The sequence below is a fragment of the Microcystis sp. M_OC_Ca_00000000_C217Col genome (assembly GCF_007095585.1).
GTDB lineage: Bacteria > Cyanobacteriota > Cyanobacteriia > Cyanobacteriales > Microcystaceae > Microcystis > Microcystis panniformis.
Window position 1 is genome coordinate 1 of sequence record NZ_SFBV01000120.1, and the last position, 15,610, is coordinate 15,610.

Consider the following 15,610-nt stretch of genomic DNA (forward strand, 5'->3'; position numbering starts at 1 on the left):
GAAACTGGCAATAATAACCGTCAGCACGTCTAACAACTCTTACCCGTCTAATCTGTTGCTCTGAATAATAAACTAAGGTCTTTTGACTACACCATAAATCAAATTCTCCTGCTTTAAAGACATCAGTGAACTTGATTTTACGTCGATCATCTGATAGTTTGTAGCCCGTTAGTTTATACTCAACCGAACGGTTATGTTTTTTGAACCGAGGAAAACCCTTTTTTCCCGGTATCTTAGCATGACAATTCTGATAAAATCTATTAATTGATTGCCAGGCTCTATCAGCAGCCGATTGACGAGCTTGAGAGTTTAATTTATTAACCCATGGTGTCTCTTTATTTTTAGCTAGTACCGCGCAAAGTTTTTGGAGATCATTGCGGGTTGTCCCTTGATTGGACCGCCAATAACGAACACAAGAATTACGCACAAACTGAGAAGTTTTGATAGCTTCATCAAGCCGGTGATATTGCTCTGGTGTTCCGTTTTTTAGCTTTGCTTCTACGACTAGCATCTAACAATCCTCGACCCTTGGCTAAGTTAATTATAACACAGTTTACCCACAGATTGTGGAATTAAACCGATGCTCTGCGGTTGATATTCTGGTCGGATTTCATCCCCCGCAAAGCTGAGTATCTTGTCGAAAAATGTAGCGGGGGCATTCATCCGACATTTTAGGTAAAAACTTGTGCGACATTCCGTGCCTGTATGCTGATTTTTTTAAGGCAAACAGAGCTAAGGAGGATGTTTCCCAGCGATAAGCTTGTAGTTTCTGCACGATAGCGGCTGTGTCCGTCAATTTTGACTATCCTTAACGATTTCAACGAGAGGGACGGGATCTAGGGGTTACGTTTTTAGCTGTTAACAGGCCTAATCATTCAACTTACCCGATTTATGTCGCTCTTTTCGATTATTACAGAATGTTTACACAATTTGTCAAATATTTTCTCTCGCCCTGGGCTACCTAAGTATAACTACTTAAGTATTTGTTCACAGTAAGCAAAATTTTATTAAAACTCTTGCTAAATGTATCATTATATGCTTCTTTCCTTTTGACGGCGGGGTATCCTAGCTAACAGGAGGGGAAAAGCAAAACCCTCTTTACAGATACATTGACACTTTGTCAAGTATTTGTTACATTAGTTAAAGAAAAGAGGTGATACCAATCACCCATCTCGCTTGTTATCAACCACTGTCTTCATCGAGGAGAAACACCATGTCTCAACCGATCGAACTTTCCTTAGAACAACAGTTCAACATTCGTTCTTTTCAGACTCAGGTAGAAAAAATGAGTCAGGAGCAAGCGCAGGATTTCCTGATCAAGCTCTACGAACAAATGATGGTCAGGGAAAATATGTACAAAGCTTTTCTCAAACACCAGTGGGGTCTAGATTCTAATCCCTGGGCTTCCCAATAACTCATTTCACCCCTGCGGGCGACCTCTTTCTCCGGCTGGGTTTCTGCGGAAACGAGCTAGGGATGCGGGGCGCATTTCTTCACCTTTTTAGCTATTCTTAGGGAAGAATAACCGAATTGCTAGGGGTTAATTTATGTTCGAGCGCGCTTTGATCTGTACAGATCTTTTCGATGGTCTCCATCGTCTTGTCCATTGTGTGCCACACTTAGCCCTGAGCGGCTTAAAACAAGTTATCTTCCTCCACAGTATTCCGATTTGGGAACAACCCACCCTAGCTGCCGTAGATCAAGGAAAAATTGACGCGGCTAAAGAAAAATTATCCCCAGCTTTAGCAAATATTCCCGACGGCATGACAGTTATTGTCGAAATCTCTAACCGTCGTCCCGTGGATGCCGTGCGGGAAATCCTCGCGCATCACTCTATTGACGTGATTTTGATGGGCAATCCCATGCGCGGTGCCGTCCAAGAAAAATTATTCGGTAGTACCAGTTTAGCGATCGCAGGTATTACCGATATTCCGCTGCTGATTTTCCGACCGCAATTATTATCAGTTTATACTCGCGATGAATTAGCCCTGCGCTGTCAGCATCTCTGGAAACATTTATTAATTCCCTACGATGGCAGTCCCGACGCAATTTATCTAATTGAACAGATAGAAAAATACGCTCAAACTCGCTCCCCCGGTTCTTTTGAGCAATGTCTCCTCGTCCGGGTAGTGGAAAATATCAGTCGCGATCCCAGTGTCACCGAATCTCGTTTAAATGATGCCCATCGGGAATTAGAATCGGTGCAAGCGCGACTAGAAAAACTCGGTTTGCAAGTACAGAGCCAAGTGCGACAGGGAACACCTGTATTAGAAGTTTTGACGGCAGCAGAAGAAGATGATATCAGTGCGATCGCTGTGGCCACCTCCCATCGTTCTAATATGTTGGAATGGTTAGCTGTGCGTCGAATTAATGAAGATATTCTTCATCAACTGTGGTTTCCGCTCTTATTTTTCTCCCCCAAGGGATAAGCTATAAAAAAGATTCTCTTGGGGATAAACCACAGAGACACAAAGAACACAGAGAGGAAGACAGATTCGAGCGCTAAAATCTATCACACAAACGACAAGAGAACCGCAAAAATTTGGCAGAAATTAACTTAAGTAAATAGTTATAATTAAATTAAAGATGGATTTTGCCTCTGATCCCCACTGCCCCCTAGGGTTGATTCATAGTAGGGTTGATTCATAGTAGGGTTGATTCATAGTAGGGTTGATTCATGAATCAACCCTACCCTACCACCCTTGATAAGGGGGGTGTCTGACAACTTTTAAAACCTACCTACTTAACTGCTCGATTAATCCGATAACTTTAGCCTTAATTTCATCGCGAACTCGGCGAAAAGTTTCGATAGGTTGACCATCGGGATCATCAATTAACCAATCCTCGAAAATTTCCTGTAAAACCCATCCTTCCGGCAGATTGACACCGCAACCACATAGGGAGATAACTGCATCGTAATCTTCAGGATTAAAATCCCTAATTGATTTGGAAGTTTGGTCAGTAATATCGATACCAATTTCCCCCATAACTTCGATTGCTCGGGGGTGAACTTTGGCCGCTTCTAATCCGGAACTGGTGACAGCAATTTTGCCCGCACCTAAAGTTTTAGCGAAACCTTCGGCGATTTGGGAACGACAGGAATTTTTTCTACAGGCAAACATGACTCTTTTCATGATTTTAACTCCTAGGAATTGATTTAATTAATAGCTTTATGGGCAATTGTGACTATTTCTTGGGCGGCTTTTTCCTTTCTTTCACTATAGCGATCGGTCAGATAATCTACCTGATCTCGCAGGAGAATGGTAAACTTATAAAGTTCCTCCATTACATCAATAACTCGATCTCGATAGGGGGAATCTTTCATCGTGCCATCCTCGTTAAACTCCTGATAAGCTTTAGCCACCGAAGACTGATTGGGAATAGTAAACATTCGCATCCAACGACCAAGAATTCGCAGAGTGTTAACCGCGTTAAAAGATTGGGAACCTCCGCTTACTTGCATGACTGCTAAGGTGCGGCCTTGGGTTGGCCGAATCGCACCAATACTCAAGGGAATCCAATCAATTTGGTTTTTGATAATGCCGCTAATATTGCCGTGAAGTTCGGGAGATGACCAGACTTGACCCTCAGACCATTGACTTAATTCTCGTAATTCTTGCACCTTGGCATGAGTATCGGGAACACTGCCATAAATCGGCAATTCACGGGGATCAAAAAAGCGCACTTCTGCCCCATATTCAGTGATAATTCTGGCCGCTTCTTCTGCTAATAAACGACTGTAGGAACGTTCCCGCAAAGAGCCATACAGAAAAAGAATTCTCGGTTTGTGAGTCGATTGGATCATGGTGAATAATTATTTGTAAGGACTCAAGCAACGAGGATCGAGAAGGGTAGCTTTTTCTGGATCTCTGGGAAACCAAAAGGCGGTTTTTTTACAGAATTCTACCAACATTAACATCACAGGTACTTCAATCAATACCCCCACTACTGTCGCTAAAGCAGCCCCCGAATTCAATCCGAATAACATCACCGCAGTGGCGATCGCTACCTCAAAATGATTACTAGCACCAATTAAAGCAGCGGGAGCGGCATCTTCGTAAACTAAATTGAGTTTGAGAGCGGCCACATAACTAAGAAAAAAAATCAGATTAGTTTGAATAAACAGGGGAATAGCAATCAGGAAAATATGCAGGGGATTACTAACAATTAAATCGCCTTTGAAAGCAAAAAGCAGGATTAAGGTTAACAATAAGGCAGTGATTGCCACAGGACTGAGATAGTGAAGAAAACGCGATTCAAACCAGGCCCGTCCTTTATGTTTAAAAATCCAGTGACGGCTATAAATACCAGCAATAAGCGGTAAACCAACGTAGATTAACACAGAAAGAACAATGGTCTGCCAGGGGACTACAAAATTATTAGCTGCCAGTAACCATTTACCTAGGGGAGCGTAGAGAAAAAGCATCGCTAGGGAATTGACTGCTACCATAATTAGGGTATGACCCTGGTTACTGTAGGAAAGATAGCCCCACATCAAGACCATGGCCGTACAGGGAGCAATTCCTAGTAAAATGGCTCCAGCAGTGTAGGAACTAGCTAAACTTACCGTCTGTCCTCGGATAATCTCCGTTTGACTCAACCAAGGCAGAAACAGCCAGCCGAGAAAAAATTGAGCCAGCGCCACCATGGTAAAGGGTTTGATCAGCCAATTAACCACTAAAGTTAAAATAACTGGTTTGGGAGTACGGGCAGCCCGAAGAGCTTGAGAAAAGTCGATCTTAACCATGATCGGATACATCATGAAGAAAAGACAGATGGCGATCGGAATAGAAACGTTATAGATACTCATGGCATCTAAAGTCCGCGCTACGTCCGGAAATAACCGACCGAGGGCAATTCCCGCCAAAATACAGAAAATAACCCAAAGGGTAAGATATTTTTCAAAAACACTAAGGCTACCACCAGCTTTGGCGGCTTTAGGATTGATTTGATTAGTCATCGCACAAAGGTGGAAAGGGAATGATGGGAGATTGGGTAATCCACCTTTATTATTTCAAAAAAAGTTGATATGTCAAGGGTAAAAGCCAGTCATAAAGCTTTAATATTTCTAAAAATCTTGATTGGTTACTGATTTTCCTCGCAGAAACGAGCGGGGACGAGGGCAGCAAAACGACGATATTCGGATAGATATTCTTCTAGGAGAAGAAATTGAGATAGATTCAGGCTGTAGTAGATCCAACGACCCTCTTGACGACTGCGGACTAAATTGGCTTCTTTTAGCGTTTTTAGGTGAAAAGATAATTTAGATTGGGCGATATCAAGATGGTCGCGCAATTCACAGACGCATAATTCCTGATGTCGCAAAAGTTGCAGAATTTGCAGTCGCAGGGGATCCGAGAGTGCCTGAAAACCAGTATAAATCCGGGTTAACGAGTCGGGAGATGTGGTCAGAGAGTTGAACATTGAGATGGTCCCTCGGTGGGAAGGAAAGAGGAAAGCGGGAAAATTCAGAATTGCAACAAAACTTTATGTATTTTTGTATCGAATCAGGAAAACCAGCGAATCATCCCCTGTATGATAGACAATGGTTTTGACCAGATTAGCCTTTTAAATCATTGTAAACAGGTTAGGAGACATCATGGAATTATTTGCGGCTCTCAATTTAGAACCCATTTTTCAACTCACCTTCGTGGCGCTAATCATGTTAGCTGGCCCCTTTGTCATTTTCCTACTAGCTTTTCGTGGCGGCGACCTATAAAAACCGCCTCCCACCCATTGTTATTCGTGCTTTTTTTGACTTCTCTCCTCTTTAGGGAGAGATTTTTTGTCTAAAAGTCAGTCATCAGTCATCAGTTATCAGTTATCAGTTATCAGATGTGACGCGATGTGCAACTAAAAACGACAGAATCAGGGTAGGGTTCCAGAGGATACTTTACTTCCCCACTTCCCCACTTCCCACTCCCCCACCCCCCACTGATAACTGATTACTGTTTACTGGACGGCTACGCCGTGCCTTTGGCAACACTGAAAAAAGCGCCCCATCTCCCCTCTCCTAACAATCGACTGCTAAGATCGAACATAGCGATCGATCTCTCGCTCCCACGATACCTGATAAAACTATCTATGATCATTAAAAATACCCCCTATTATCGGGCTGTAATCGGCTTTTGGGTGGCTTTCGTTGTGTTTTGGGGTTTTGGGAGTTTCTCACCCCTTCTTGCCCAAGCGAAAGAGCAACCAGCCGATGTACAATCGATTACCCCCTACCTTAAGCAATTTCAACAAAAAATTACCGAATTTCGCCTCGACAACGGACTAAAATTCATTATCCTAGAAAATCGCGATGCCCCGGTTATTTCCTTTGTCACCTACGCGGATGTGGGAGGTGCTGATGAACCAGACGGTAAAACAGGAGTTGCCCACTTTTTGGAACATTTAGCCTTTAAAGGCACAAAAACCATTGGTACTAGCGATTATCTTAGCGAGAAAAAAGTCCTCGATCGCCTTGAAGCTATAGACAAAGAACTACAAGCGGCCAAAAAAGCGGGTAAAAGCGCAGAAGTGGCTAAATTAACGGAAGAATTTCAACAAGCGAAGGCAGAGTCCGAGAAATTCGTCCAACGCAACGAATACGGGCAAATCGTCGAAACCCAGGGAGGAGTCGGTTTAAATGCCACCACTTCCACCGATGCAACTAGCTATTTTTACAGCTTCCCGTCGAATAAATTGGAATTGTGGATGTCTTTGGAATCGGAACGATTTTTAGAACCGGTGTTCCAACGGGAATTTTACAAAGAAAAAGACGTAATTCTGGAAGAAAGACGGATGCGGACGGATAATAGCCCCTTGGGTCTATTAATCGAAGCTTTTCTCGATCAAGCTTATACTGTCCATCCCTACAAACGTCCCGTTATCGGCTACGATCGAGATATTCGCAATCTGGAACCCTCAGATATCCAAAACTTTTTCGATAAATTTTATCCTGCCAGTAATTTAACCATAGCTATCGCCGGAGATGTGGACCCAGAACAGGTCAAACAGTTAGCTGAGGTTTATTTTGGTCGTTTTCCCGCTAAACCGAAACCCCCCCAGGTGACGGTAGTAGAGCCGGAGCAAACCAAAACAAAGGAAATTACCCTAAAATTAGACTCGCAGCCTTGGTATTTAGAAGGATACCATCGTCCCGCCCTCAATCATCCCGATCATGCGGTTTACGAGGTTATCGCCACTTTAATGAGTGAAGGAAGAACTTCGCGACTGTATAAAGCTTTAGTGGAGGACAAACAACTTGCCCTCGCTGCTCAGGGATTTAACGGCTTTCCGGGAGATAAATACCCGAATTTGCTGTTATTCTATGCTCTGAGCGCTCCTAATGTCAGCCTGGAGGAAGTAGCGCAGGGTTTAAATTTGGAGTTGGAAAGATTGAAAAATGAACCGGTTTCGGAACAGGAATTAGAACGGGTTAAAAATCAACTACGGGCAGCCCTATTAAGAGGTCTTGATTCTAACATGGGCATGGCGCGATCCTTGATTGAATACGAGGTAAAAACCGGCGATTGGCGTAATTTATTCGCCCAATTAGATGCTTATAATGCTGTCACGGCAGCCGATATTCAACGAGTGGCTAAAGAGACTTTTACCCCCGAAAATCGCACTATTGGCCGAATTTTACCAAAATAGAGAGATGGGGAAATGGGGGAAGTGGGGAAATGGGGGAATTTCAACTAAAACCCCATCACCCTCCGCAACGCGCACGCAGTGACCACCCCAACACCCCAACACCCCAACACCCTAACACCCTAAAACCTAAAACCTAAAACCTAAAATAAATATAATCATGAAAAAACGCTTACAATGGCTAGGTTTAATCCTGCTCACCCTGATAGGTGTCCTAGCTTTTCGTTCCCCGGCAATTGCCCAAACCCCGCGACATTTTACCGATTTAACTTTTCCTCCCCTTCCTGAAGTTACAGTTCCCCAATACGAGCGCTATCAACTAGATAATGGTATGGTGGTTTATTTAGTGGAGGATCCCAGCTTACCTTTAGTGAGTGGTACGGCGATGATTCGGACGGGAGGAAGATTAGAACCGGGGGAAAAAGTCGGATTAGCCGATATTACTGGAACCGTGCTGCGTAGTGGTGGCACGGAAAAACATCCTTCTAATGTCTTAAATCAAGTATTAGAACAAAGAGCAGCCCTCGTAGAAACCTCGATCGATCTTAACGCTGGAACTGCTAGTTTTAGCGCCCTTAGTGAAGATTTAGAAGCAGTTTTTAATCTCTTTGCTGAGGTTTTGCGTTCCCCAGCTTTTGAAAGTCAGAGGGTGGAATTAGCTAAAGTTCAGGAAAAAGGAGCAATTGCTCGACGTAATGATGATCCCAGTGATATTGCTAGTCGGGAGTTTAAAAAGCTAGTCTATGGTGATAATAGCCCCTACGCTCGTACTGTAGAATATAGGACTTTAGCTAATATTGACCGTCAGGATTTAATCGATTTTTATCGTACCTATGTCCGTCCCGACCAAATAATTTTAGGAATTGTCGGTGATTTTGATTCTCAGTCGATGAAAGCATTAATCAATAAGACTTTTGGCGATTGGAAAAATCCCGCCACTACCCCTAAAATTGTCACCCCTTCGGCAACCCAAAAAAATCTTCAAGGTGTTTTTGTCGTCAATCAACCCCAATTAACCCAGAGTAGCGTTTTATTAGGTCATCTTGGGGGCCGTTTGGATAGTCCCGACTATCCTGCTTTAACGGTATTAAATGAGATTTTAAGCGGTTTTGGTGGTCGTTTATTTAATGAAGTGCGCTCCCGTCAAGGATTAGCTTATTCTGTCTATGGTGTCTGGAATAGTCGTTATGATTATCCCGGTTTATTTATTGCCGGAGGTCAAACTCGCACCGATGCCACCGTACCTTTTATTAAGGCAATTTTAGGCGAAATCGAGCGCCTTCGCAATCAACCCGTTACTGCCAAAGAATTAGAAGACGCTAAAAATGCTATTCTCAATTCTTTTGTTTTTAAGTTTGAGAAACCTGGTCAGAATTTATCGCGATTGATGACCTATGAATACTATGGTTATCCCCAAGATTTTATCTTCCGTTATCAACAAGCGGTAAAAGGGGTGACAATTGCCGATATTCAACGAGTGGCCCAACAATATCTGCAACCGAATCAAATTGTGACTCTTGTGGTGGGTAATGAACAGGAAATTCAACCTCCTCTATCCAGTTTGGGAACTACGGTTAAAACTGTTGATGTTACCATCACACAAATATAAATAAATCTAGGTTGGATTGAGCTAAACTAGGTGAAATCCAACCTAAAAAAATGAGATAAATATAGCAGGAGATATGACTTTACAACTCACCATAAATTATCCTGAAAATTTACCCGACTTTCTTCAAAAAAACCGCGAGGAATTCGAGAGAGAAGCAACTTGATCTATGGTAGTAAAACTCTTTGAGATGAAACCTAAGTAGGTAGGCGTTAAAAATTATCAGATGCCCCCCTTATTAAGGGGGATCCCCCCGCCTATCGGCACCCCCCTTATCAAGGGGGGCAGGGGGGATCGAACCTAAAATCCATTTTTAATTTAATTATAACCAGCTACTTATTTCATCGGGTATGGCTGCCAATTTATTAGGAGTGGATAGGGTTAATTTTTTATTGAGATTGACCGATTTTGGCGTAGGGATGATTGACTTAACAGAAGAAGAACTATTATCAGACCTTGAAAATGCCTAAAGCTAAATTACAGCCCTTCTCATAAAAAAAAGTATAACCTAATTTGGTATTGACTCCTGACTGCTGACGACCGACTCCCCAAAACGAAAACTTCCTATCTCACCATTGAGATAACTGCTGTAACTATTTTGAGATAACTAAGGCTATCATTGAGGAAAGTTACTGTTGAGACTCCTGATTAGTTTGTTAATTTTTGTGTTAAGTAGCTAGACAATTAAACCCTTTAGAGATAGGGTGATCGTGGCTGAGTTGGCTATTATAGAGTTTTGTAAATAAATATCAAACTCAAGGATTTTTGAAGATGGTATGTCGCTAAACTGAAAGTATAAAGTACAGAGGTAAAAATACTTATGATGCTACTACAAGATGTTGCGAGAACCTCTAGAGAACAAGCATTAATTCTGTGGTTTGAAGAAGTGGACAGCAAAGATGTAGGATTAGTCGGCGGCAAAAACTCCTCCTTAGGCGAAATGATCCAACAATTAACCCCAAAAGGGATTAATGTCCCCACAGGATTCGCCACCACCGCTTACGCTTACCGTCACTTTGTCGAAAAAGCCGGACTAGACGCACAATTAAGACAAATTTTCCAAGATTTAGACGAAAACGATGTGCAGAACTTGCAGGAAAAAGGTAAACAAGCGCGCACATTAATCCTCAATACACCGTTCCCCGATGATTTAAGTCATGCGATCGCTATTGCCTATCGCCGACTCTGTGAACGTTATGGCGATGATCTCTATCATTCCATCGATGTGGCCGTTCGCTCAAGCGCCACTGCCGAAGACTTACCAGAAGCGAGTTTTGCCGGACAACAGGAAACCTATCTCAACGTGCAAGGGGTGAGGGGAGTTTTAGAAGCTTGCCATAAATGTTTTGCCTCTTTATTCACCGATCGCGCTATTTCCTACCGTCATCATAACGGTTTCGATCACTTTTCCGTCGCCCTTTCCGTCGGTGTCCAAAAAATGGTGCGTTCAGATCTAGCCACCTCCGGGGTGATGTTTTCCATCGATACGGAAACAGGGTTCAAAAATGCCGCTTTAATCACGGCAGCCTACGGTTTAGGGGAAAATGTCGTGCAAGGAGCCGTTAACCCCGACGAATATCTGGTTTTTAAACCGACTCTTAAAAACGGTTACAAACCCATCCTCGAAAAACGCCTCGGCAGTAAAGCGATCAAGATGATCTACGATGATGGAGGATCGCGTCTAACCAAGAATATCCGAGTTAACAAGCTAGAACAGGATCAATTCTGCATTAATGACCAAGAAATCCTCACTTTAGCCCGTTGGACAGCCGAAATCGAGGAACATTACTCGCAAGTGCGCGGAACCTACACCCCCATGGACATCGAATGGGCAAAAGATGGGATCACGGGAGAACTGTTTATCGTTCAGGCGCGTCCAGAAACCGTACAATCGCAAAAAGCCGCTAATATCCTTAAATCCTACGAGATTAAGCAAAGAAGTCAAGTTTTAGCGGTGGGACGGAGTGTAGGTGCGGCAATCGGTCAAGGAAAAGCCAGAGTCATCCTCAGTGTAGATAAAATCAACAACTTTAAACCGGGAGAAGTTCTCGTCACCAATCGCACGGATCCCGACTGGGAACCGATTATGAAACAAGCAAGCGCGATCGTGACTAATCAAGGTGGTCGTACTTGCCATGCCGCTATTATCGCACGAGAAATGGGCATTCCGGCGATCGTGGGTTGCAATAATGCCACGGAAACGATTAAAACCGGTCAGGAAGTCACCGTTTGCTGTGCGGAAGGGGATGAAGGGAAAGTTTACCTCGGATTGCTACCCTTTGAAATTTGCGAAACTCACTTGGATAATTTGCCCCAAACTCGGACAAAAATCCTCATGAATATCGGTAATCCCGAAAAAGCCTTCGCTTTTGCCGATATTCCTGCCCAAGGGGTCGGTTTGGCGCGTCTAGAGTTTATTATCGCTAACCATATTCAGGCCCACCCCAGCGCTTTGCTGAAATTCCACGAACTGGAAGAAGGAGACGTAAAAGACCAAATCGCCGAATTAACCAAACACTACGAGGATAAACCCCAATTTTTCGTCGATAAATTGGCCCGGGGAATTGCCATGATTGCAGCCGCATTCTACCCCAAAGATGTAATTGTGCGGATGTCCGATTTTAAATCCAATGAATACGCTAATTTATTGGGTGGCAAACCCTTTGAACCCAAGGAAGAAAACCCGATGATCGGTTGGCGCGGCGCTTCCCGTTATACTGATCCTAATTATCGCGAGGCTTTCGCTTTGGAATGTCGGGCGCTGAAAATGGTCCGGGAAGAAATGGGATTAACTAATGTGATTCCGATGATTCCTTTCTGTCGTACCCCCGAAGAAGGAATGAGAGTCCTCGAAGAAATGGCGAAAAATGGTCTCGAACGCGGGGTTAATGGTTTGCAAGTTTATGTGATGTGTGAGTTACCAAGTAATGTAATTCTTGCCGACCAATTTGCTCAGGTGTTTGACGGATTTTCGATCGGTTCCAATGATTTGACCCAATTAACCTTAGGATTAGATCGGGATTCTGCCCTAGTTGCCCATCTTTTTGATGAACGGAATGAGGGAGTTAAACGCATGGTGAAAATGGCTATTGAAACCGCTAAAGCCCATAATCGCAAAATCGGTATCTGTGGTCAAGCCCCCAGTGATTACCCCGAATTTGCTCAATTTTTAGTGGAATTAGGCATCGATTCCATCAGTCTTAATCCTGATTCTGTCCTCAAAACTTTATTGATGGTGGCAGCAGTGGAGCAAGGACAATAGTTTAGTGATAAAGGTGGGCAAGTCCCACCTTTTTTTGTACTAAGCCAACTAACTTCATCATACTGAAAATACCTATAGCCCAATGGCTATTTTTTAGTTGTCTCTTAACAAATATTAACTTTAAACTGCGATTAAGAGATAAACTTAGATTTCGTCAGGATTAATGCCTAATTCCCGCAGTTTATTGGCTAATCGTTCCGCTCGTTGTTTTTCCTCATTATAGCTAGTGAAAGCTTGTCCATCGGGATAAAAAAGCAACATTTCCGGTTCGATCCCCCCTTAATCCCCCCTTGATAAGGGGGGTGCCGATCCCCCCTTAGTCCCCCCTTGATAAGATGGGTGTCTGATAATTTTTAACGCCTACCTACTTATAAGCCAATAACACCACTCCAAAGGGGTCTAATATAATTAGAGGAGGTTGATCAAAGGGGGTTTATGGACGATAAAACCGCAAAGCCGGAAGAATCAGAATCTGAAGAGAAAAAAGAATCAGATTTTGAACAGGAAAGTAAACAGGCTCAAGTTTGGACGGGAAAAATCACTGCTTTTGTTGCCCATCAACTCCGAACCTCCGCTCCTTCCCTTCCAATTATCGGGGGTAGCATTACAGGCGGCTTAACTTGGCTTAGTCAACATGACACGGTTAACGCGATTATTGTCGGGGGAGTCACCTTTATCGTCACGGGCTTTTTTACCTACGGATCAGCCTGGAGTAAAGCGTTTTTAGAAGTGGCAAGAACCCACGGTACAAATCATGGTAGAGGTACAGCTTTAAGCTTTTTTGTTTGGCTAGACAAAAGACTGGAAAAAATACGTTGGCAATTAGCTAATCCTGACGGTAAATATTTAATTAAATTACGGGATTCAGATTGTCGTTATGATGATATTGAAGGGATTGAAGATGCAATCTTTGGTTTTTCTACCCCAGAACTAGAAGAAATTTTTATTAATTTGGATCTGAGTCAATTAGAACTGCGCTCAGAAGAAGAATCTAAAGGTACGGGGGATGATATTTGGGATTTATTGCGACGGGCTAAAAAGAGGACAAATTTACGGTTGTTAATTCTGGCTCCTGGTGGACGAGGAAAAACAACTTTATTGCGTCATTTAGCCTATAACTACGCTCTAAAACAACCGAAACAAAATGCACCTGTTTTAATTCCTGTCTTTTTACGTTTACGGAGATGGCAGGAAGTGATTACCACCACAGAAGGATTGGATTTACCAACCTTAATTGAGCGACATCTTAAACAAGATATTTCTCAAGAATTAGATTTACCTCAGAACTGGGCTAAAAGTCATTTAACCCGTCAGCGAATGTTAGTGATGTTTGATGGTTTTGATGAAGTTAAACCCGAATATGCCGAAAAAGTCAGTCAATGGATTGGCAAACAGTGGCAAGATTTTCGCCAAAACTATTTTATTTTAACCTCTCGTCCGAAAGGCTATCGGCTCTTCTGGTTTCTGTGTGTAAACGAGGTCTATACTGATAGTTTCTTCTTTCAAAATAGTCCTAAAAGTCTTGCCCAGTAAGCATTTAACCTTACATAAGCAAAAATTATCACACTATCAAGCGTTTAGCTCTGAGCATAAACCTCGGCAAAAGGTGTTTATTAATGAATTTACCGATAAAAATATTCAGGATTTTGTCTATAAATGGTATTTCTGGCAAGAGCAGGAAACCAGAGTTAGCAGAAGTTTAAAAGCTAAACAAGAAGCTGCCGACAATAAAGCAAAGGATTTAATTAATCAGTTATTTGCTCTCGATGATTCCGGGGAAAGTTCTACTCTATTAGCCTTGGCGAGAAATCCCTTAAATCTGAATATGATAGTACAGTTACATCGGGCAAACTTTGGATCGGGACAAAAATTACCTCAGCAACGAGTGGATTTATTTCGCCGAATTTTTGATCTGCAATTGATCACTCGCCCTCAAGCTAGGGGCATTGATATGATTTTAGATAATAATGAGGAAAATCATCGTCAACGGGTATTACAACAATTAGCCCTGAAAATGGGAAATACAACCACGATTGAATATTCGGAATTACTGAGTTCTACACAAAATTTTATTCAGGAATTGGGTTATCCTGAAAGCACTTCGGCTAAGGATTTTGTAGAGCGGTTAATTCATGTGAGTGAGTTAATTTTGAAAAAAGATGAATACTATGAGTTTGCCCATAATCTTTTTCAGTCTTATTTAATCGCTTTGGAAGTTAAACGGTTAAAACAAGAAAATTTACTCAAGGAAAATTGGGAGCAAAATCTCTGGTACGAGGCTTGCATTATGTATGCCACTTTATTGACTAATCCGACTGATTTTATTGTCTATTTTTATAATCAATCTAATCCTAAAGCTCAGGGATTAGCGGAGCGATGTTATCGAGAATTACCTGTTAAAAAACGTCGAGGTTTGGAATTTTTAGAACAAAAACGACAGACTTCTCTCTTTACCCAACTAGAAACCTATCTGAAAAATGGGCAATGGCGCGAAGCCGATGAGGAAACGGCGCGGTTAATGTTGTTAATTGCTAAAAGGGAAGATGAAGGCTGGCTAGATGAAGAAAGCATTAACAACTTTCCCTGTGAAGAGTTACGCACCATTGATAAGCTCTGGGTAGATAATAGCGGCGGCAAATTTGGCTTTTCTGTGCAGAAAAAAGTCTGGCTGGATTGCGGTGGTGTCCCAGGGGAATACGATTATGATGTGTATAAAAAATTCGCTGACGAGGTGGGTTGGCGCAGGTGGCGCAGGAGCGGACACTGGTTGAGCTATGATGAGCTAACTTTTTTATTAAACAGTAGTAAACACGCACATTTGCCTTTTTTAAAGTGGTTCCCTAGTAAGTACGCAAGGGCTGGTTATGCTCTTTTCTGGCGCAGCGACTTGTAACCTGTAATATATCACAGACTTATACATCTTAAACCAGTAAAAAGCCCCCCTTATCAAGGGGGGTTGGGGGGATCAAACCTATGCAATTAACCAATCGGCTCTTCTAGGTTCTGTGTGAGCATGGTATAATAGTAACACAGAACAGGAGGTGGGTTATGTGGATAAATTTTGATCAACTCCTCGATTTACCAAATGTAACAGTGGTCAATTA

At 42.6% G+C, this 15,610-nt stretch carries 13 protein-coding genes and 1 pseudogene; 9 read left to right on the forward strand and 5 right to left on the reverse strand.

Annotation, left to right across the window (positions count from 1 at the left end):
- On the reverse strand, positions 1–511 hold a 511-nt coding region (locus EWV66_RS07155), incomplete at its 3' end, for a nuclease/transposase family protein (protein ID WP_502705664.1).
- A gap of 702 nt (positions 512–1,213) precedes the next feature.
- On the opposite strand from EWV66_RS07155, the gene EWV66_RS07160 reads away from it, so the two are divergent.
- Together EWV66_RS07160 and EWV66_RS07165 are read left to right on the forward strand one after the other, a co-directional pair.
- Positions 1,214–1,414, forward strand: coding sequence for an NblA/ycf18 family protein (locus EWV66_RS07160; RefSeq protein WP_002791926.1), 201 nt, complete (start codon positions 1,214–1,216; stop codon positions 1,412–1,414).
- A gap of 133 nt (positions 1,415–1,547) precedes the next feature.
- Positions 1,548–2,429, forward strand: coding sequence for a universal stress protein (locus EWV66_RS07165; RefSeq protein ID WP_072925224.1), 882 nt, complete (start codon positions 1,548–1,550; stop codon positions 2,427–2,429).
- 306 nt (positions 2,430–2,735) lie between these two features.
- Here the strand turns inward: EWV66_RS07165 and arsC are convergent, their stop codons facing one another.
- From arsC to EWV66_RS07185, 4 genes are all read right to left on the reverse strand, one after another.
- Positions 2,736–3,134 (reverse strand): arsenate reductase, glutathione/glutaredoxin type, encoded by a 399-nt coding sequence (gene arsC, locus EWV66_RS07170; RefSeq protein ID WP_052275457.1) that lies wholly within the window; start codon positions 3,132–3,134, stop codon positions 2,736–2,738.
- Positions 3,135–3,157: 23 nt separating this feature from the next.
- The gene (gene arsH, locus EWV66_RS07175) at positions 3,158–3,805 is read right to left on the reverse strand and encodes an arsenical resistance protein ArsH (protein WP_052275458.1); all 648 of its coding nucleotides are present in this window, start codon (positions 3,803–3,805) and stop codon (positions 3,158–3,160) included.
- A gap of 9 nt (positions 3,806–3,814) precedes the next feature.
- The gene (arsB, locus tag EWV66_RS07180; protein ID WP_052275459.1) at positions 3,815–4,960 is read right to left on the reverse strand and encodes an ACR3 family arsenite efflux transporter; all 1,146 of its coding nucleotides are present in this window, start codon (positions 4,958–4,960) and stop codon (positions 3,815–3,817) included.
- Between the two features lie 125 nt (positions 4,961–5,085).
- Entirely contained in the window at positions 5,086–5,424 is a 339-nt protein-coding gene (locus EWV66_RS07185) for an ArsR/SmtB family transcription factor (protein WP_052275460.1), read from the reverse strand.
- Positions 5,425–5,599: 175 nt separating this feature from the next.
- On the opposite strand from EWV66_RS07185, the gene psb30 reads away from it, so the two are divergent.
- The 7 genes and pseudogenes from psb30 to EWV66_RS07220 all read left to right on the forward strand — a co-directional run bounded on the left by psb30 (position 5,600) and on the right by EWV66_RS07220 (position 15,399).
- On the forward strand, positions 5,600–5,719 hold the full coding sequence (psb30, locus tag EWV66_RS07190) for a photosystem II reaction center protein Ycf12/Psb30 (protein ID WP_002736367.1): 120 nt from the start codon (positions 5,600–5,602) through the stop codon (positions 5,717–5,719).
- A 365-nt stretch (positions 5,720–6,084) separates the two neighbouring features.
- On the forward strand, positions 6,085–7,641 hold the full coding sequence (locus EWV66_RS07195) for a M16 family metallopeptidase (protein ID WP_072925226.1): 1,557 nt from the start codon (positions 6,085–6,087) through the stop codon (positions 7,639–7,641).
- A 157-nt stretch (positions 7,642–7,798) separates the two neighbouring features.
- Positions 7,799–9,247 carry a M16 family metallopeptidase gene (locus EWV66_RS07200; RefSeq protein WP_072925229.1) on the forward strand — a complete coding sequence of 483 codons (1,449 nt, stop codon included), beginning with the start codon at positions 7,799–7,801 and terminating at the stop codon, positions 9,245–9,247.
- Between the two features lie 335 nt (positions 9,248–9,582).
- Positions 9,583–9,714: pseudogene (locus EWV66_RS07205) on the forward strand (UPF0175 family protein); the annotation flags it as partial.
- A gap of 350 nt (positions 9,715–10,064) precedes the next feature.
- The gene (ppsA, locus tag EWV66_RS07210) at positions 10,065–12,506 is read left to right on the forward strand and encodes a phosphoenolpyruvate synthase (protein ID WP_185237801.1); all 2,442 of its coding nucleotides are present in this window, start codon (positions 10,065–10,067) and stop codon (positions 12,504–12,506) included.
- Between the two features lie 435 nt (positions 12,507–12,941).
- Positions 12,942–14,039 (forward strand): NACHT domain-containing protein, encoded by a 1,098-nt coding sequence (locus EWV66_RS07215; RefSeq protein ID WP_287115927.1) that lies wholly within the window; start codon positions 12,942–12,944, stop codon positions 14,037–14,039.
- Positions 14,040–14,112: 73 nt separating this feature from the next.
- Positions 14,113–15,399, forward strand: a complete 1,287-nt coding sequence (locus EWV66_RS07220) for a GUN4 domain-containing protein (protein ID WP_287107693.1) — start codon at positions 14,113–14,115, stop codon at positions 15,397–15,399.
- The last annotated feature ends 211 nt before the right edge of the window (positions 15,400–15,610 follow it).